Origin of the sequence: Flavobacterium sp. 1 (assembly GCF_002797935.1) — a bacterium.
Lineage (GTDB): Bacteria > Bacteroidota > Bacteroidia > Flavobacteriales > Flavobacteriaceae > Flavobacterium.
The window spans coordinates 5,303,601-5,323,902 of sequence record NZ_PGER01000001.1 but is presented as its reverse complement, the minus strand read 5'-3'; the positions used below and the strand labels follow the sequence as shown (position 1 = coordinate 5,323,902).

Sequence of the window (20,302 nt, the reverse complement as noted above, 5' to 3'; positions counted from 1 at the left end):
ATTCTGCCAAAAAAATACATTACCTTTTTAGACAAAACCTCTTTTTATTCAGAAACACAAGATGTCGCACCTGAATGATTAAATATACTCGATGCTATAATTTCGACACACGGAGCATTATAACCAGACTCTGTTCTAGTTAAAGTGTATGTTTGTTTAACTCCATTACCATCAATATAAATTACATAATCAGTACCTCTAAAATCAAGTGGATGTACCGCTTGGTACCAATACGATTTTGTTAGAATTGGCGTAGGGTTTGGTGTTGGTGTTGATCCTGAGCCTATTTTAATCACTCCTGTTATAACAGTACAAGCTGGAAGTACTGTTGTGAAAGTCTCAAAAGGAGTTACACAACCTTTATCATCTTTAACATTCAATACTATTCGATATCTTCCTGCAGCAGTAAAGGATTGTGTTGGTATAGCAGTTGTGGCTTTAGCTAATGCTGTAGTATTGTCTAAATTATAAAAAGTCCAATCATAAGTTAAATTTGTTGCTGTCGTTTCTAACGAAAAACTCGCATTTACATTTGCATTTAAAACTTGAGGGGTAGATCTTAGGCTTCCTTCAATTGAAGTACATAATTTCTCCGGGCAAAAATTAATATGTTTTACACTGCATCCTTTTTCTATAGATCCAAATTTTGCAATAAAATTTGTCTCTGATTCGGAATCAACATAACTTTCCAGATTAACTTCTGTAACTTGTGCATTAGCTCCTATAAACACATCATTATTATTCACTGAATTACTAAAGGAGAATGAACCCTGATTGTAATTGAATATTGCCGGATTTGGAATCGTAATAAAGGGGGTTAGAGCAATTAGTTCCGCACAAGTATAACCATTCGTTACCGTCCCTGCAGGAAGGCTCTGTAGCTTATTAACTAAATTCACAAACAAACCTTTCACAACTTGTGAATTTGGATTAGTTGTAACACAACTGGCAGTTGTACATTTTTTTGATTTCACCTGTGTATAGGATTTGTCCAAAAACGCACTTAACACATTTTTAAAACTTTCATCAGCTATTTGAGCTTTTGAAAAGGATATAAAATCTGAAGTTAGAATATTACTGGTAGTTGAATAATTAATGGCTGCTGAACCTTTTAATTGGCTGGCAAATTCAATTGGTGATATATAAGTATTTGATGTTCTGTTTCTAAATCTCCCTTCATCTAGAAATATAAAAAATATTTTATTACATTTTGCTGAATTTAACAAATCTGCATATGCTGCTTTTGAAGCTGTTATATCAGCAAAATTATCTTCACTTATTACAAAAAACGAAACATCAATTTTCTTTGTAATTCCTGTATTGCTTATAATTCCTGATGGCACATAAGATATTGTATTCCGGAAAGTATCGTTATAAAAATCATCTTGAATTCTAAAAAAACCACCTTGTGTTTCATTTGATGTATTGGTTGTAGCATCTGGAAAAACTGTAGTATATTTATTCTGCAGCGCAACAGTTCTGACTCCTGAACTGTGATCATCATATGTTGTTAAATATAATTTTTCAGAAATATTTTTATTAACAAAACTTATTATACCATTTGCAATATGCTCTCTTTCTGTATTATTTAATATTCCTCCTTTGACAGAAGCTGGCACCTTAAAATTAAAATTAAAATGGGTCTCACAATTAACAATAGGCAATGGTTCTATAACCGTAATCGTTTTTAAAAACTCTGTTTCACACTTTTTTTCATTGACTACTTTCAAACTAATGGTGTAATTTCCTAGAGTATTTGCTATAAAACTATAGAGTCCTGTGGTATTTGAAGCAGTATCTACGACAACATTACCGGAATTTGTTACAGTCCAATTATAAGTCAAATTTGCTGCAACAGTTCCAAATGAGAATTTAGTACTTGTATTTATAACTGGTGTCACAGTAGATGCAGTGAGTGTCCCTTCTATAGGAGCACAATCTGTTGGACAAAAATCGATATACCTAACTTCTGATTCTAATGTACAATCCCCTGGCTGCAATACAACTCTATCTGGATTCGCATTTTTACTCATTTGCTGAGAATAACACGATACTAAATAATTATCAGAGGAAATATATTGACTCAAATTAAAATATATATTTTTCTCAATATAAGAATTTAATTCTTCAGTTGTCAAATCGCTGTCATAATATAAACCTCTTGGAACAGAAACATGAACATCATATTCTCTATTTGGAGCAAATGAAAATTTAACATCAGATATTAATTGAATAGTATCATTTTTAATTGTTGTAAAATCATAAATCTTATCTCCTGTCCCATTGGTAATATAAGGTTTTAGTGCAATGAGTTCTGCCGATGCTGGACTAGCATTAATCTGAGCATCAGTTTCACCAGAAATCGATCTTGAAATAAGTTTTTTTAATAAGTTTAGATACAAATCTTTAACTACTACTGATTTTGGATTCAACTCTGTACAACTATTACCAATTAAGCTGCCTATTATTTTTGTATATTCTGTTGTACAACCAGTAGCATTGTCTTTAATTACCAAAACAACTTTATGAAAGCCTCCTTTTGTAAGTGTAAAAGGAAATACAATTTGATTGCCCTCACTAACTAACACAAGATTTGGATCATATATTTTCCATTCGTAAGAAAGACTTTTTGTCGGGTCTTCATAGTAAATTCGAAAATTCAATTCTTTCGACTCGTTTATTTTAACAAAAGAAGTTGTACTATAATCATCTATTAAATAAATAGATCCAGCACGTGTACTCTCGCTAAAAGTACAAATATCAGTAACACTCGTTGTTGTAGTGTAGTCGGTAACACAACCTACTTTGTCAATAATATGTAGCTCTATTTTATAATCACCGATCACAGTTGGAGTAAACACAGGTTGTGCTACCGTACTTGTTTCAATTAGAGAACCAATAGGATTAAATATTTTCCAACTATATATAAAATCTGAATCTGTCTTATCTCCATATCCATAAAAGACAATTTTTATTGGAGTATTCATCAAGTTTGTTGAGTTTGTAGTTACTCTTTCTTGGTTTATGGTCTGTATGCTTAAAGGATAATTGCCATAGTCCCGTCGTTCAGAAGCAGGTATTTCGCAGATAGACAGTACTGTTATTGCCTTCTCAAAAGTCGTTAAGCAATCATAAAAATCTTTTATGGTGAGTGTTACTTTATAGGTTCCAGGAGAGGTAAAAGTTTGAGAGACTCCATTTGTAACTATTGGATTTTGTGTATCCTTGAGGGTGCCGTCTGGGTTATAAAACTTCCATTCTTGACTGGTAACCGATGGACCATCAATTAAATCAAATGTTGCGGGATAACCTACTACAACTTCCGTATCATTTTTAGAATCTGAAACTCTTATCTTTCCAGTAGCTGTAACACAAGTATGGGTTACAGTAACCATTTTTTCAAAGTTAGCTTTACAACCGCTAGCATCTGATACTTCTAGTGTAACTTTATAAGTACCTGGTTGATCAAACTTTCTTGTGGCAATAGGTTTGGTAAATACTTCTCCACTTGTAGTGCCATCTAAATAATAAAACCGCCATTCATAGGTAAGTCCTGTAGAGGTAGTATTGAAGGATACCGTAATACCATCTATGGTGGTCGCTGGTGTTGGGGTTTCTATTGTACCTGAGATACAGCCATTGCTTGCATTCACCACTTTATCAAACTTCGTTGTACATCCATTAGTCTCTGTAACCTCAAGCCTTACTAAATAGCTTCCAGCTACGCTATAGGATTGTGATGCTGTTGCAGTAGTTTGAATTCCGTCTTTTACAGTAGTACCGCTTGCGTCGTTGTAGAATGTCCATTTATAGGTCAAACCTGTAGTTGCAGTCTCTAGAGAAAATGCAGTACTGGCATTGACTGCTGGACTCTCCGTAGATGCTTTAAGAGTTCCTGTTACTGGGGTGCAATTAATTACTTTTAGTGTAATTGGCTCTCTCTCTAACACCAATGGAGACATGTCTGGGTTTGCAGCATGATAGGATTTACACACATAAGTAGATGCATCTGTTGCCAATAGACTCGGTATCGTATATACACGACTGGTTGCGCCAGTAATTGCAGTTCCATTTTTGAACCATTGATAGGTATCGTCTGCCAAATACCGAGTATCCCCATCTGCATACATTTTAAGATCAATAGATTGTCCGGTTCCCTTGGTAAGGGTTTCTGGTTGATTTATTTTGGCTTGTGGGGAGTAGTTAAAAGGATTATTATTAGTACCTGGCATTTTTGTTTTATAAGCCTGACATTCATTTACAAAATCTACAAAACGGAATTTATTACTAGTAATTAAAAATTGCTGTAATGGTAAAACTGTTAAATTGGGTATAACTCCACTTAATTTATTGTTTTCTAAAAAAAGGTTATTAAGTTTTGTTAACTTGTTAAATTCTGTTGGGACTGAACCATCTAAACTATTATTGCTTAATGATAATTGTCTAAGCATTGTTAAATTTCCTATATCGGCAGAAATTTGTCCTTTTAAAATACATTTATCCATCCAAATAGTTTCCAACTTATTTAAATTATATAACCAAGAAGGAATTATAACATTAAAATTATTACCAGATAAAGTTAAATTTTTCAAATCTGTTAATCTTGATAAATCTGAAATTGGTCCTGTAAGATTAGAATATATCAGAAACAAAGTTTGCAACTTAACCATTGTACCAAACCAAGAAGGCATAGGTTGAATATCAAAAGTGAGATCATTTCCTAATTGTAAATACAATAGATTAGTTAATGGGGACAAATCGACTATTGTACCTGTAAAATTACAATTTGCAAGTAATAAATATTTTAAACTAAGCATCGTATTAAACCAAGAAGGCATAGTGCCTCCAAAAGCATTACCAGCCAAACTCAAGTTTTCTAAATTTGTTAATGTAGATAAATTGGGTATTGATCCAATAAAGCCACAACGAATAAGAATCAAGTTTTTCAAACTAACCATTCTGGTAATCCAAGAAGGCATCGTAGTTGTGCCCCCTCCAAAATTATTATTCATTAAATCCAAAAATTCTAGGTTAATTAAAGTAGATAAATCTTGCATTGGTCCTGTAAAACCATAACCTCTAATGCTCAAAATTTTTAACCCAACCATTGTTCCAATCCAAGATGGCATAGCGTTACCAACAAAATTATTATAATTATCATTTAAATTTAAAGAATACAAATAAGTTAAAGCATTCAAATCTGACAATGTTCCTTTTAAATTATTTCTCTCAAGATTTAGGGAAACAACATGTCCATTACTAATCACAACCCCATACCAAGTTGATACATCAGAGCTAGGATTTGTAACATCCCAACCATTATGGTTAGTCCAATTTGCTCCCCCTGTACTATTATAAAAAGCAATAAGTGCATCTCGCTCAGTTTGTGGAATATCAACAAATGCCACTTTTTCAGTATTTGAAACATGTTTTTTATTCATTTTAGCAATTTGCTCAGCTGTAATTTTTTGCAAAATACCATCTTCAATCTTCTTCATCTCAACATATTGCTGAGACTGTATCATCCGCATCATAGTAATCTCACGAGCAAGATCCTGATCTTTTATACCATGCTCCTTAAGCATAATGGTAGTTCTAGCCACATCAAACCCTATCTCTCTATCACTAAGTTCCTGAGAAAATCCAGCTGTTGTAATAAAAAAACTTATAATACTAAAAACTAATGTATATTTTAATTTCATCTTGGTCTTATTCTTATTTAGTGGTTACTCCTGCTTTGCTACAGCTAACAACTTGTTTTTTTAGTACTGCTTTTTTACTCGGTTCTATTTTTAAGCTTTTCCTTCCGGTATGGGATTGCTTTGTAGAGACACTTACTTCATTGACTTTTAGCTGTGCTTTAAAGTCAAAATGAGAATCCTTCAAACATGCAATGGAGTCATAATCCTCAAAACCATCCGAAGCCAGCTCACTGTATTTAGTATTGGAAGCAACAGCAACTGGGAAACGATTGTTGTACCCATACAAAGCAGACGAATAGCGGTTTAAAGCATCTTTGTTTTCTACTTCTTGCCCATAAGGATTGTATTGGGTAACCTGAGAGGCAAAAGTCCATCGTTTATAATTATCGACCGTAATCCCCCATTTGCCTCCTGTAAGTATGTAAAATGGTGCAAAATCGGCAAAATATCCTGTTTTACGAGGTGTCGGGTCTACGGTGTAGTTTCTTCCCGTTAAGTATGCATAGGATTTATTGGCTCTCCAGTTCCCTAGTATGTTATAGAGATACGGGTTGTAGGAACGCTTGATAATATCCTCTTGCTCGTCCAGACTGTTGTCTTTTTCGTATTCAAATTGCAGTTTACCATCATTTCCAAAAAACATTCTAGGCAAATTACATTCACACTGTGAAGGCCACATATCATTATATTCTATCGCAGAAGCATTGACGATTCTATCGCTTGCAGAAGTAGATAAGAAAGGATTCCCTCCTATATTTTCTTTTACCTTGGTTATTTTATTATTGGCATCATAATCATATAAAGGATTTCGCATAGAAGTTACGCTCGCCATAGAAGCCATTTGCATGTTGCGGTGTCCAGAACGAATTACTTTTATTGTTCCTGTATTAATACTATTCCACTTAACCAGTAATCCATCTTTATCCAACAACTGGAAATTTGATTCTTTTACTTTTACAACCCACGCTTTAAGTGCATTTTTGGTTCTGCCATCAGCCCCAATTCCGCTTATATACACTTCGTCTCCATCGATCAAATAATCAGAAGCCTTGTAGATTCCAGTAAATTGATACTGATTGTTTCCCGTTTTGGCGACACCCCATTCCAAACCACTGTTCTTAGCTACCTGACTCATTCCATCATAGCTCCAATAAGCAGGGAAATTAAAATTAAAGTATTTGTCATTGTATTCATTCACCGTTTCGGTCAACAATACATCACCCGTTTCAGCATCCCAAGCCAGGTTTTTGGTAGATACTTTTGATCCCAGATCATAAGCTATTTTCTCCGAAAGAATGCCTGAAGTGTGAATAACCTTTGTGGTTACTGCTGTACGTATCTCACTTTCGTCACTAGAATAACTTGGTAAGGGTATAGGAATTACCACAATTATAAAAGTAAAAGGTAAAATTGCAGTATTATAATGGATTCCGAGAGTAGAACTATTGGACTTACAATCTCTAAAATCATTAATCACATCATAGTCAACACCTACCAATTTAGACTCTATAACGCCTTTAGAATTTACAGTTTGTATAGTATTGTTTAACAATCCATTGTTTTTATTTTCTGTGTTAGAAATCTTATTATAATTATAGACAACTCCAGATATTGCATCTTTTTGTCCTTCACCATACACCCATTGGTTTTTCATTTTACCATCCATATCATTGGTATGAATAGAAAATCCTTGTGAATATGTCAAATTACTTTTTACCATTAATTTTAAAAAATTAGACAAAGCACTAGATTGTTTAAAACCTCCAGACAAAATTGTTCTATCAACAATCGTTGGAAAATCATCCGCCGTATAAAATTCGGTCACAACTGTACCTGTTGCGTGTTTTTTTATAATTAATGGATTTGTAGCATTTTCAACATTATTTCTTGGTAAATTACTAACTGTTACCCTACTATAAGTGATTTTTGGTGAAGGAAAAAACGATTCCCCAAACGGTTCCTCCACATAATTATCATTTTCTGGACCTAACAATAAATCTCTTTTCTTTTTTTCATAAAATGGTTTTACAAATGGATTTTCTTTACAACCTAGAGGTTCATAGGTTGCAACTCCAGAAGAATTTTCTGTAGGATTTCCGTCTTTATCAACTGTATTATACGAATACTTTTGTCCATAAAATTGTTTGTAATTAGTATTATTTTCATGACCTGTCATCACATCCCATTGGTCATGAATACTTATGTCTTTTACTCTACTGCCACCTCCCAGTTTCTTGGAATCTGGTTGCATTAAACGAATCCATGACTTACCGCTTATAAATCTACTGGCAATTCCTGTTTGTTTTAATTTACCATTTGGACTCTTAAAAATATCGAGTAAAGTAGGTAACCAACCAACCATTTGAACAACAATTCCTTTTAAATTATTAGTATCTTCTTGGTTGTCCATACTATAAACAAGTCTGTTTAAATTATGCCTTCCAAAATTCCACCCCGCTTTGGATATTGGATTTTCTTCTGCTTTACCATTAAAACCATCTTCTTTCGGTACATATTCAAGAGGTATAGCCACGTATTGTTTTCCATTTATTTCACTAAAAACATAATCCTCCATTTTTTTATTAATCTTCATATACCCCGTAACATAATCGTATTTATCGGTTCCATCAATCCCTGGCAAAGGATTTGGATTTGTCATATTGAGTAAAAACCTAAAATAAAGAAGATTACCATCATCCCCTATCGTTTTCAAATACTGATCGTAAAAAATGTCTGCAATAGAACGGTTGCTATTAGATGACTTATCTACAATTTTATGATCTAATTCTACATAAACATAATTACCTAATTTTTTTATAACACTATTATTTGCATCACTAATGTTAGCTGCGACAAGTCCATTTTTATCACCACTACCTACAACTTTAAACATTTGCATAGCGTCTTTATTCTGCACCTTTCCATAATCATCCGATTCATAATTTAATTCCATTTGTCCACCCGATGGTAAATGAATGGATTTTAAAAGCCAAGCCGAAGAATATTGATCTGCTTTTACTCTATCTTTTTGGTCTACAAAAGGATATTCTGTATTCGTTAATGCAGCCGTAGTAGCGGAACCTGTTTCAGGATTTACTGGTTTGTAATTTCCCCAAACATCATAAGCCTTCATGTCATAATCAGGATTGAATCCGTAATTAAAAACATAAGGAGTGAATTTCCCCATGTTCGAATTTTTATAGGTGAAATAAATTTTACTTAATGTTAACTTCCCTTGTTGTCCTTCATTTACTTTCTTAATTGTATTTATATTATTATCAATCCCTTGACATAAACTGTAATTATACTCAAAATGGGCTTCTTTTATTGGAATGGCTTGTTCTCCTTTGGCTAAGTATTCTGGTTTAGAATATAATGAGATCTTGTCTAGCTTATACATTTTAGATTTAGAAATAGTATTAACATCTCCATATCCTCCATTTTCTCCCTCTACGCCATAACCATCATTTCTTTCCGAAAGATAAAAAATAGCAATATGAGTTTTGGTGACAATCTTTTTAATGTATAACATCTCTTTTTCACCATATAAATAATTTCCTTTATTGTCTTTTTTACTGGAACGCAATCCTTCATCATAATTAGCAGAATCTTTAGCGAAAGGGATTCTCCATTTATAAATATTGGTCTTTGTCTTATTATCATATTCAAACTTGGTATAGGTTCCCAAATCATCATCTGAGGGTCCATCACCTTTTAAATCCTGATAATCTGATGATAAAACTGAAGTCAATAAATAAGTATGAGCATATGCCGGAGTAGTTACTCTGTTAAAATACTGATCTCCTTCTTGGCGGTTTTCAGCCGAATTATCTTTCCCTGGAAGATATTTTACCAACCCTTTTTTAGAATCAACTTTTGGGGTACTGCCCACATCAAAAGTTGCTTCTTTTTTTATCGAATTATAAGCGGCTCTGCCATAAATATAGCGCTCGCCGCCTTCTTTTGTGATTCGTATTTCGGCAGTATGATTGTCTTTGGCAAAATCACTAAACTGTGTTTTAAAACCATACTTTTTAGCTTCAGCTTTTGTTAATTTTTCTATAGATTGATTTCTTGACAATCTTTCCTTTCTAACTATCTGGCGTTCATTTGCAATAACCGCTTGATTTGTAGAATAATTTGAATTTGTTTGGGTATCAAATCCACTGCCAACTATACCAAGCTTAATAGGATTATAATTCCCTAATTCTTTATTAAATAAACTTAATTCCTTATCCGTATGAAAACCTCCAATGTTCTTAAAAAAAACTTTTTCATAATCAGGTCTATTATCTTTTCTTTTTTCTTTAAATCGTCCTAGTGCAGGATTAGAGTTTTCCCATAGTTTAGTATAACTTTTACCAATTGTTGCCGTTGCATCAAAACCATTATGGGATCCGGTTCCGATACCAATCTCAATTCCAAGAGTTCCGCCAGAACTCCCATCAGTTACCTCATTGTCATACACATATCCTACTTGTGATTTATAAGGACGAAACATCCCTGAAACTCCTTGCCCTTGTATGCTGTATATATCATACGTGTTATTTGTAATTGGCAAAGAAGTAGTGTTTTTATTGAATGACCTGTCTTTTTCTCTATTAAAATCTAATATATCCGACTTCCCAGCATTATAGGTATTTTCAAAACCATAGCCTTTTTCTATTTTGTATTTCTCAGAGTCCTTAATTCCTTGGCTAGTCCTAAATCCTGAAAAATTAAAACTCGGTTCAATTCCCCAAATTTGTCCGCCAAATGAAAGGCTAAACATATAATTATTTGAGACCATACCTACCCGCTTTGTTGGAGTAAATGAGGCATCTAAAAAGGATAAAGATCCAGACATGCCAGAAACTCCACTTTTATCTGCTTCCCACTTTGACTTGACGGATCCGCCTGCGTCCTTCTTTTTAACAGTATAAGACAAAGTCATACTTTCAACGCCTTTTCTACTATTGTAACTTACGCCTGTACTAATACCCAAATCGTTATTTCGGGTAGTATTTTTATTGTTCTTATTACTAAAAGACAAAGTAGGAGAAACGGTAACCCCTTCTGCAGCAGAAGATTCAAGATCCATCCCTACTCTTAAACTATTTCCAATCTGAGCACTTAAACCACCATTTACTGCAGCCGTAAAACCATCATAGTTATTATATTTAATCCCCATTCCAATATTAGCTTTTAACTCTTTTAGACCCGTAAAACCAACATAAAAACTCGTATTAGATCCTACGGTCACATTAGGCTTCATGTTATTTTCATAAATCATTTCATCACCATTAAAATCATCCGGTAATCCTCTAAGCTGTCTTGAAATTTGCCCTACATTAAGATCCCATCCCAATCCTACCCATGAAGCTTCTTGATCCATAGATACACCAGAACTATAGGCTAGATTTAAAGGATATCCGCCAACATCCATAATAGGAATATTGTAATTAAAATCGCCACTAGCCAAGTCCACCATATCTGAGGTGCCAATAGGAGTGAATGATTCAAACTCTGGCTGCGAAGGTCCTCCGGTCAGTGCATAAATTTGCATTGGCTGGAATGTTTCTAAAAGAATCATAATCGCTAAATAAATAGCAACTGTTTTTTTAAACTTACTTTTTTTCACTTGTTGGATCATAAGGCTATAGGGGTAAAAGGATCTTTGAATTTAAATTTTAATGTTCCTTTTCTAAAAAGGTAATCATTGTAAATCAATTGTATCTTATCGTTTGGATCTATTCCTGAAAAGAATAATAGTACTTTTTGAAAAGGAGCAATTTTATAATTACGCTCAAAATTCACACCGGAACAGAGGATTGTATCTTTTTTTGAAGTCACTACGTAGAAATCTTTATCAAGGCCAAAAGACATATACTTTACAGCAGCGGTATAATCCATTCCTGTAAAATCTTTGCCCAACAAATCTTTCTCCTCATCTTGCTGGAAGGTAAACTCAATAACACGCTCTCTTTTATTTTCTTCATAAAGGGAATCGATGTGCTGCAGATTTTCAATTCCTTGGTCTTTCAATAAAAAATATTGAATGGGAACTTCGGTTGCTGTAAAACCAATATCGTCTACCACTTGCGTATAGGAACGCGATTTCCATCCTATTTTTTCAAGGTTGAAATAGCGATCCCGAATTTCGGAATCTTGCTGACCGTTTTTTGGTTCTTTTTTACAAGAGACCAGAAGAAAAATAAATAAAACAAAAAATAACGCACTACAAACCTTCATACTTTTTGTTTAAATAGGTAAGAAGATCATTTGTAACATCAATTTTTTCATCTGCAAATAGCACCGTTTGCCTATTATCAGCTCCAATTACTAACTGATAATTTTTATCTTTGGAAAATTCAGTAGTGTAACTTTTTATTCTTGACCAAATTTTGGTCGTTTGCTCAGAAGCAAAAGTTTGATTGAACTGTTCCAATTCTTCTTTTCCTTGAATAAATTGCTGCATCAACTCTTTTTTTTCTGAAGCAGTAATTGTAGGAGATTGTAAATTGGAATATAAATTATCTAAAATTGATTTTCTGGAATTAAATTCTTTTTCACCTGCCCTCTTCATTTCTTTGGTCATCATAAAACCATCAAATAATTTTACAGTATCAACATAAACGATTTCTCTATTAGATTTAAAGAAATAGCAAACAAAAAAAATAGTCAACATACTTATTAATAAGCAGTTAACTACAAATAGCGGATTAAATTTATTTTTAAGCACAAATAACTTGTTAATTTTCAAGTGCAAAAGTAATCTGTTTTTATAATCTAGCAACTTTTCTTTCAATTAAAAGAGCATAAAAATGAAAAAATTATTTTTAACACAAACTATCAAAATTATATTCAATAAAATTAGCAAAAAAACAACAATACTTCAACATGATAAATTAACAAGAATTTAATTTATACAAAAAGTAAGTAAATATCTCATTTTAAGCGCTTTGAATAATATTATTTTCCAAATTCAAAAAACTATATGAATCCACAAAACAGTTTAGAGACCCTCACAGCCTTTTTTAAATTGTGGAAGCTTTATTTGTATACCAAATAAAATGAGTTATTTTCGCCATTCAATTATTTAACTAATGAACCGATTCCTACATTTTATAATAATTTTTATCGTATTTTTTAAAACTTATTCTCAAGACTCCGCTCATTGGAAATCAGTAAATAAAATAACTGATTTTTCTAACCAAAAACTTGGCGATAATTCTGATTTAGATCATAAATTACTTTTTTCTTTGAATGAAATCAGCTTTAAGCAAACATTGAATAATCTTCAAGAGAAATCAAATAAAAATGCAGTGACAAAAATTTCAATTCCTAACAGCAATGGATTATTGGAATTGTTTGTTATAAAAGAATCCTCAAATTTCTCACCAGAATTACAAGATGAATTTCCCGATATTCGAGCCTATTCTGGAATTGGAATTACTGATCCGAATGCTTCAATTAGTTTTAGTGTTTCTCCGAACGGAATTCAAAGCATGGTTTTAAGAGGTGATAGCTGTTCAGAATTTATCGATCTTTTAGATAAAGACAAATCAATTTATATTCTTTCGACTTCAAAAAACAGAAACAAAGGAGATTTGCCTTTAACCTGCAGAACTGCTGATATTGTATTGAATAGAGAATTAACAAAAAAAACCGGTCAATTGAAGTCAAATACCGGTGTTTTTAAAACTATACGTTTAGCGTTATCCTGCACGGGTGAGTACGCAAATTATTTTGGTGGAACTGCAGCAGGTGCCTTAGCAGGAATGAATGCTACAATGACACGGGTAAATGCTGTTTTCAATAAAGATTTAGCATTAAAATTAGAAATAATTTCCAATAATAATCTGATTATTTATACCAACGCCTCTACTGATCCGTATTCTGATGAAGCACAAGGATTAAAAACTATTTCTGGCTGCACTGGTGATTGCCCAGGAACTTGGAATAAAGAAGTGCAAAAAACTATTACAGATGTAATTGGAGAGGGAAATTACGATATAGGCCATCTATTTGCTGCTTCTGGAGGCGGAGGGGATGCGGGCTGTATTGGGTGTGTTTGCAGTCCATTAACAAACACAAACTCAACACCCGTTTTCATTACAGGTAAAGGGAGTGGGTATACATCGCCAGCAAATTCAAAACCAGAAGGAAGTACTTTTGATATTGATTATGTTGCACACGAAATTGGACACCAAATAGGCGCCAATCATATTTTTTCGTACGATATTGAAAAAACAAATGTAAGTGTTGAACCTGGTAGCGGTTCTACTATTATGGGATATGCGGGAATTACAGATTATAATGTTCAAAGCCATTCCGATAGTTATTTTGGGTATGCTAGCATTTTGCAAATTCAGGAGAATCTAGCAGCAATATCTTGCCCAATAAATACTATCTTAACAAATCAAACACCAACAATTAATGCCGGTATGGATTACATTATTCCTAAAAGCACACCTTTTGTTTTGAAAGGAACGGGTTCAGATCCAAATAAAAACACCCTGTCTTATTGTTGGGAACAATATGATTCTGCCACCGATCAAACAGGTTCTAACAGCATTGCATATCCCACAAAAACCAATGGTCCTCTTTTTAGATCTATCTTACCAAGCAGTTCGCCAAACCGATATATGCCGGCATTAGATAAAGTTCTTGCAGGCCAATTGACAACAACTTGGGAATCGCTTTCTTCTATAAACAGAACATTGAACTTCACTTTAACAGGAAGAAATAATGCTCCCCTGGGTTTAGCACAAACCAATACTGATGCTATGACAGTAACGGTAACAGCTAGTGCTGGCCCTTTTACAATAACCTCACAAAATAATCCAGATACCAATTGGACATCTGGTACTGCTGAAACTATAAACTGGACCGTAAACAATACTAATACTTTACCCGGCTCGGCCAATGTTAATATCAAACTTTCAACCGATGGAGGTTTGACATTTTCAACAACCTTAGTTTCCAATATTCCCAATAATGGTTCAGCACAAATCACAGTACCTAATATTAGCGCAACAAATTGTAGAATAATGATAGAACCAACAGCAAATATTTATTATGCTGTGAATAGTCAATCTTTTTCAATTACAAATTCAACCGCTTCTTCTTGTAATAAATATACTTTTGCCACACCTTTTTCAATTCCAGAATCAGAGACATATAGTTCATTAACGATTGACGTACCATCATCCGAAGAAAATGTAGCTGATATAAATGTAGAAATAAAACTCACTCACCCTTATCTTCCTGATATTCAAATAGAATTAATTAACCCTCAGGGAATAGTTGTAAAATTGTTTGACAATTTTTGCGGAGCTTCAAACAATAAGTTAATTTTAAATTATGACGATTCAGGAACTGCCCTTTCTTGCACTAAAACAACTTTACAGACAGTAATTCCTGCTCAACCACTAGCCGCTTTTAATAACTTTAATCCCGAAGGTAAATGGACATTAAGAGTAAGAGATGCATTTCCCGGAGATAATGGGGTGTTAGAATCTGCGTCATTAACAATCTGCACAAAGTCAAATTCTTTAACAGTAACAAATTTTGAAGTAGATGATTTTAATCTGTATCCAAATCCAAATAAAGGAAATTTTAATGTACGGTTTACTGGGAGTAGTACAAATGATTTAAAAGTTTTTGTTTACGATTTATTAGGAAGGCAAATTATTAATAAAATATACAAAAACGAATCAAATTTTGATAAAAACATACAATTGGATAATATTCAAACTGGCATTTATTTATTGAAAATAGTCGATGGAGATAGGGAAACTATAAAAAAAATAGTGATTGAGTAAGTTGGCTCAAGTGGTTTCATATTACAAAAGCTAATACCTATTTAAAATAAAAATCTAAGCTTAATTTGTTAATATTTTTTAGATATGCATCTTTTTAATTTTAGAAAATCAATTAAGATTAACTAAAGCATTAAATTATAGAATAAAACAAAAAGGAAACGAATCCTATAGATAAACTAAATAAAAGACTACAATTATATTTGAAAAACAATATATATTATATTAACTTGTGCCCGTTTATAAACATATTTCACTTTGAAAACAAAAGCTGCTCTTCTTTTCTTATATCTTTCCATAATATCAATATCCTCTTCTTTTTCAGAACCATACAACATAAAACGTATTGCCGATGAAAATTTCAGATATGAATTTTATGTTACAGACAAAAATGTTGCTCCAAAACCAAATAAAGTATATTATTGGTTTAAAGGTGGGGCAATTCATAGTGCTCAAGGCGGTTCAGGAGGAGATTTACTAAATGATGTGTTTTTAAAAACCTACCATAGTAATCAAATCGCCGAAAAAGGAAACTTCAAAAATGGTCTAAAAATAGGAATTTGGAAAACATGGCATCCTAATGGCTCAATAGAAAGCACTCAAAAATGGAGCAAAGGACTACGAACAGGCATGTATTACAAATATGATAAAAATGGGCTTGTTGTAGAAACTGGTTGTTATAAAAATGACAAAAAACAAGGAAAATGGTATGATTTTGAAAAAAAAGATACTGTTAGTTATAGCCATGGAATCCCAACTGTAAAAAAACAAAAATTATCGAAATTAGACAAATTAAAATTAAAACTTCAAGAGTTAAAAGACGAGCAAAATAAAAAAATAGGAATCGAATCTGAAAAAAACAAAATAGCTGTGGCAAAAAAAGCCGAAAGAGATTTTGTAAAAGCACAAGAATTAGCATTAGAAAATGAAAAAACTAATGCAAAGCTTCGTAAAAAAGAGACCAAAGAAGCTAAAACTATTGCAAGAAAAACAGCCAAAGCCAATAAAAAAGCACAAAAAGAAGCTGAAGAAAAAGAAAAATCTTTAGAAAAAGCAAACAAAGAAACTACTATAAATGCTGCAACAAAATCTAAAAAAGAAAATTTATTTAATAGATTTTTCCATAAGTTATTAGGCAAAAAAGCAAGCAAATAAAAGATATGGTTAAAGCTCACAGTTTACTATATGCCATTTACATTTGCTTAATTGTCTCTATTATTTGCGGGGCTCTGTTGTTTTTTTCGAATTTATACGGACAGCTCAATTTATACTATAATCTTCAGGAAGAATTATACATCAATAATCAATCAATAGTTAATCTTGCATTAGAGAATAAAGAAACATTACAAGAGCCTATTCAAGATGAAAAATCAGGCATTATAGGAAGCTATGCAACAAAACCCTATGGCCTGTTAAATCTTTTGCTAGTAACATCCGAAACAAATAAAGACACAGTTCAGTCAGCACATTTTATTGGACGATATACCAAAGATAAAACAGCACTATTTTTAGCCAATTTTTCTAAATCACTTACTTATACTGGTACAGTAAAATTAATTGGAGACAATTCTCTCCCATCAACCTATATCGAAACTGCTTATATCAACAATAAATCCAATCAGCTTCTTGTTGATGGAAAAAACACTATTTCAGAAAATCAGCTTCCAGAGATCAATCCTGATTTTAAGAAAATATTCTATGGAATACATGCTGAGAAAACAAGTTTATCTGATGTAGAAAAGCCAAAAGATTCGTTATATTTTAACTCTTTTTTTAATACAACTAAAGAAATCTATCTGAACTCCATTGTTTCAAATGTGATTTTTAAAGGCAATTTTATTTTACGCTCCAAAGATTCCTTGCATATCAAAAAAAATACTGTTTTAGAAGATGTAATATTGATTGCACCAAAAATAACATTTGAATCTGGGTTTAAAGGCACTGTTCAAGCATTTGCCTCAGAAAGAATAGAATTGGAACAAAATGTTATATTGAACTACCCTTCTGTAGTATGTATTTATAATGAAACTAGTGATGAGTCCAAAATAAAAATAAAAAAAGAGTGCAAAATAAATGGTGCTGTCGTTTTATTTGGTAACACAAACGAAATGATAGACAAAAATAGTATAGAGATAGATGAAGAAGGCTTGTTATTTGGAGACATTTATTGCAGTGGCAAATTATTTTTAAAAAGCAAAGTCTATGGTTCCGTTTATACCAACCGATTATTTTACAAAACAGAATCTGCATCCTATGACAACACGATTTCGGATATAGAAATAAATGCTAAAAAAAGACCAAACTATTTTATTTCAATCCCAATATTTGATTCAAAAAATGTATCTCATGGCATCATTAAAAAAGTACTATAGCCTAAAAGCAAATTCGATATTGGAATCGGTCATTGCATTGACTATCATTTCAATTTGTTTTTATTTCACTATTATGATTTTTGCCGCAGTATTTACACCAAGAACATCTGCAAAATTCTATAATACCCAAAATAAAGTAAATGAATTATTCTTTTTATCACAAATAAAAAGTGACTCATTACTAAATGAAAACGAAGAGGAAAATTTATCAGTTGAAGAAGAATACGTCAATGAAAATTTAAAAAAAACAACCATCCGTTTTAAAGACAGTACACAGTTTGAATTTGAAAAAAGTTTTTATATTCAAAATAATCATGAATAACAAAAAAATGGCATCTGCCTTTTCCATAGTAGAAGCTATTGTTGGCATGGTCATAACGGCTATCATTATGAGTATAATTTTTGTCGTTTTTTCTATTGTAACAGAAAGGATGATGGATTACAAAAATCAAAATGAGTTAATCTGTGATATAAATAGACTTACATATAGCATCAACAAGGATATTTTTGAAAATGAAAAGATGAATATTCTTGACAATGAAATTACATTTAAAAGTTATTCAGGTGAAAGCATAAAATACAGTTTTCTGGAAGATTATGCTTTGAGAAGTAATGAAATATTTATTGACACATTTAAAATAAAGCTAAATCAAATACATATTGATACAGTAAAAAGTAAATCGGAACAATTTGTTTTTCAAAAATTAAAATTCAATATAGAAATAAATGAAAACAAAATGGACTTGAAATTCTACAAACGCATTTATGCAAATGAATTATTATTAAAAGAAAATAACGAAAAATGAGTCTTGATTTAAGCACATATAAATCTGAAAAAAAACCAGTTAAAATAGAAAGTATTAATCTTCAGTTTTCAAAATCTCTTTCAGATAAACAAAAAGAAGTATTCTACAGGGAGTTGAGTATGCTTTTAAAATCTGGAGTCGATTTTAAAAAAGCATTAGAAATATTAGGCAACCAGTCTTCCAATAAATTTGAAAAAGAAATAATCATTGAATTAAAGAACAAAGTTGTAGAAGGAAGAAGTATCTATGAATCTATAAAAGAAACAAATCAATTTTCCCCATACGAATATTACAGCATTCAAATAGGAGAAGAAACCAGGAAACTAGAAGAAGTTTTAGCCGAATTACAAAAATATTTCAACAGAAAAATACAGATGAAAAGGCAAATTATCTCTGTGCTGACATATCCTGCAATTGTAATGCTGGTCACCTTTTTAGTGCTTTATTTCATGCTCAATAAAGTAGTTCCAATGTTTAGTTCTGTTTTTAGACAATTTGGAAATGAACTACCTAAAAGTACTCAGATTATTATAAAATTATCAAATCATTCAGGAGCAATTTTTACGGTTGTATTAGCTGTTATAATTGGATTAATCGCCACACATACTCTATTAAAAAAAGATCAAAATTACAGAGCATTTACAACAAAAATAATTTTGAAAACTCCCTATTTTGGAAACTTGATTCGGAAAATTTATATTTCCCGCTTTTGTCAAGCAATGAATTTATTAATCACTTCCAAAACAACATTAATAAATTCTTTGACATTGACTGCCAAAATGATAGGTTTTTATCCTATTGAAGTTGCTATTGAAGAAATAAAAGAAGACATAACAAGAGGTGCTTCTTTACATGAAAGTTTAAAAAAACACAATGTATTCGAAAGTAAAATGGTTTCTATGGTGGAAGTAGCTGAACAAGTGAATCAACTTGAAACGATGTTCGAAAGATTAACTGAACAATATAATGAAGAAATTAGCCATCAGACCAAGATGATAGGTGTTATTTTAGAACCTATGATTATAATAGTAATTGGAGTGATTGTTGGGGTAATAATGGTCTCTATGTATGCTCCAATGTTTGATTTAAGCAAAATAATAAATAAATAACAAAAATTTAATTACAATTTGTATTTTTGTCAAAATTAAAATTAACAATTTTTAACGACTAAAATAAGATAAAGATGTTGAGTAACATTAAAATAAACTTTCAAAATACTAAAAGAGCAATGGTTAAAGCCTATTCTCTAACCGAAATTTTGATAGTATTATGTATCATTGGAATCCTGCTATTAATGGTATTACCTAACCAAACATCTGTGATTGGTCAAGCAAAAGCTATTGAAGCTCAAGCGATGCTTAATCAAGTCTACGGCCTGGAAAAAAGTCATTTCTATAGACATTCAAAATATTCAAGTAATCTGGAAGAACTTGGTTTCGAACCAGAACTCACAGTTGACGAAGGTGGTCAAGCGGTATATAAAATTGAAATTGTTGAAGCTTCAAATGATTCATTCTTAGCACGTGCAACAGCAACCTCAGATTTAGATGGAGATGGAATCTTTAACACTTGGGAAATTGACAGTAAGAAAATGTTAACAGAAGTAACAAAAGAATAAA

11 protein-coding genes are annotated in these 20,302 nt (G+C 32.1%); 7 read left to right on the top strand and 4 right to left on the bottom strand.

Annotated elements, in window-relative coordinates; genetic code table 11:
- Positions 1-44 precede the first annotated feature (44 nt).
- Genes CLU83_RS21890 through CLU83_RS21875 form a run of 4 tightly spaced genes read right to left on the bottom strand, consistent with a single transcriptional unit; the run spans position 45 to position 12,369 of the window.
- Positions 45-5,702: a PKD domain-containing protein gene (locus CLU83_RS21890; protein ID WP_100433547.1), complete on the bottom strand. Its 5,658-nt coding sequence runs from the start codon at positions 5,700-5,702 to the stop codon at positions 45-47.
- A gap of 13 nt (positions 5,703-5,715) precedes the next feature.
- Positions 5,716-11,322 (bottom strand): hypothetical protein, encoded by a 5,607-nt coding sequence (locus tag CLU83_RS21885; protein ID WP_157802162.1) that lies wholly within the window; start codon positions 11,320-11,322, stop codon positions 5,716-5,718.
- An 8-nt stretch (positions 11,323-11,330) separates the two neighbouring features.
- Positions 11,331-11,933, bottom strand: a complete 603-nt coding sequence (locus CLU83_RS21880) for a hypothetical protein (RefSeq protein WP_100433545.1) — start codon at positions 11,931-11,933, stop codon at positions 11,331-11,333.
- Positions 11,920-12,369, bottom strand: a complete 450-nt coding sequence (locus CLU83_RS21875) for an OmpH family outer membrane protein (protein WP_100433544.1) — start codon at positions 12,367-12,369, stop codon at positions 11,920-11,922. The genes CLU83_RS21880 and CLU83_RS21875 overlap by 14 nt, the downstream gene beginning before the upstream one ends.
- Before the next feature lie 418 nt (positions 12,370-12,787).
- Here CLU83_RS21875 and CLU83_RS21870 point away from each other — a divergent pair, with 418 nt between their 5' ends.
- From CLU83_RS21870 to CLU83_RS21840, 7 genes are all read left to right on the top strand, one after another.
- Entirely contained in the window at positions 12,788-15,508 is a 2,721-nt protein-coding gene (locus CLU83_RS21870; RefSeq protein ID WP_100433543.1) for a reprolysin-like metallopeptidase, read from the top strand.
- 255 nt (positions 15,509-15,763) lie between these two features.
- Positions 15,764-16,660, top strand: coding sequence for a hypothetical protein (locus CLU83_RS22205; protein WP_157802161.1), 897 nt, complete (start codon positions 15,764-15,766; stop codon positions 16,658-16,660).
- A 5-nt stretch (positions 16,661-16,665) separates the two neighbouring features.
- Complete coding sequence (locus CLU83_RS21860; protein ID WP_157802160.1) at positions 16,666-17,877, top strand: hypothetical protein; 1,212 nt, start codon at positions 16,666-16,668, stop codon at positions 17,875-17,877.
- Positions 17,852-18,199 carry a hypothetical protein gene (locus tag CLU83_RS21855; protein ID WP_100433541.1) on the top strand — a complete coding sequence of 116 codons (348 nt, stop codon included), beginning with the start codon at positions 17,852-17,854 and terminating at the stop codon, positions 18,197-18,199. Before CLU83_RS21860 ends, CLU83_RS21855 begins: the two co-directional genes overlap by 26 nt.
- A complete protein-coding gene (locus CLU83_RS21850) occupies positions 18,192-18,683 on the top strand; it encodes a hypothetical protein (RefSeq protein ID WP_232727216.1) in 492 nt (163 codons plus the stop codon). Before CLU83_RS21855 ends, CLU83_RS21850 begins: the two co-directional genes overlap by 8 nt.
- Positions 18,680-19,792 (top strand): type II secretion system F family protein, encoded by a 1,113-nt coding sequence (locus CLU83_RS21845; protein ID WP_100433540.1) that lies wholly within the window; start codon positions 18,680-18,682, stop codon positions 19,790-19,792. Before CLU83_RS21850 ends, CLU83_RS21845 begins: the two co-directional genes overlap by 4 nt.
- Before the next feature lie 74 nt (positions 19,793-19,866).
- Entirely contained in the window at positions 19,867-20,301 is a 435-nt protein-coding gene (locus tag CLU83_RS21840) for a type IV pilin protein (protein ID WP_100433539.1), read from the top strand.
- Position 20,302 lies beyond the last annotated feature (1 nt).

Excerpts from the sequence above, each read along its gene's own strand:
- CLU83_RS21845 (WP_100433540.1), top strand. The coding sequence starts at position 18,680 with ATGAGTCTTGATTTAAGCACATATAAATCTGAAAAAAAACCAGTTAAA.
- CLU83_RS21890 (WP_100433547.1), bottom strand. The coding sequence starts at position 5,702 with ATGAAATTAAAATATACATTAGTTTTTAGTATTATAAGTTTTTTTATT.
- CLU83_RS21875 (WP_100433544.1), bottom strand. The coding sequence starts at position 12,369 with ATGTTGACTATTTTTTTTGTTTGCTATTTCTTTAAATCTAATAGAGAA.
- CLU83_RS21880 (WP_100433545.1), bottom strand. The coding sequence starts at position 11,933 with ATGAAGGTTTGTAGTGCGTTATTTTTTGTTTTATTTATTTTTCTTCTG.
- CLU83_RS21855 (WP_100433541.1), top strand. The coding sequence starts at position 17,852 with ATGGCATCATTAAAAAAGTACTATAGCCTAAAAGCAAATTCGATATTG.
- CLU83_RS21840 (WP_100433539.1), top strand. The coding sequence starts at position 19,867 with ATGTTGAGTAACATTAAAATAAACTTTCAAAATACTAAAAGAGCAATG.
- CLU83_RS21860 (WP_157802160.1), top strand. The coding sequence starts at position 16,666 with ATGGTTAAAGCTCACAGTTTACTATATGCCATTTACATTTGCTTAATT.
- CLU83_RS21870 (WP_100433543.1), top strand. The coding sequence starts at position 12,788 with ATGAACCGATTCCTACATTTTATAATAATTTTTATCGTATTTTTTAAA.
- CLU83_RS21850 (WP_232727216.1), top strand. The coding sequence starts at position 18,192 with ATGAATAACAAAAAAATGGCATCTGCCTTTTCCATAGTAGAAGCTATT.